This is a genomic window from Halomonas sp. AOP7-B1-5, from assembly GCF_052353045.1.
Classification (GTDB): Bacteria; Pseudomonadota; Gammaproteobacteria; order Pseudomonadales; family Halomonadaceae; genus Vreelandella; species Vreelandella colorata.
This window is the reverse complement of the sequence record NZ_JBQTDC010000143.1, coordinates 1-267: the sequence shown is the minus strand read 5'-3', so window position 1 is coordinate 267 and position 267 is coordinate 1. Positions and strand designations below refer to the sequence as shown.

Below are 267 nucleotides of genomic sequence, written 5' to 3'. Positions count from 1 at the left end.
AGCGAAGCCCGACAAGATCAGCCGCCACTGATTGGCCCACCAGTGCGTGCTGGAGGTCCGGTCAGCAAACAGGCTCAGTTGTTGATCCTTGATCCGGTTCTCCATGTCACCCCGGGCACAGTACTGCTCGTAGTAAAGCTTGAAGCCGTCATCGTAACGAGAGCTGATGATAAACCGGGGATTAGAGCCTAACTCACCTTCTTCTAGGCGGGCCACCACCCAGCGTGGGTATTTCCAGGAGCGGGCTTGATACTGGAAGCGGAACGT

At 56.6% G+C, this 267-nt stretch carries 1 protein-coding gene; it reads right to left on the bottom strand.

Annotation, left to right across the window (positions count from 1 at the left end):
* Positions 1-267 (bottom strand): transposase (locus tag ACT3XD_RS19775; protein WP_444280720.1); only part of this gene is annotated, 267 nt, incomplete at both ends.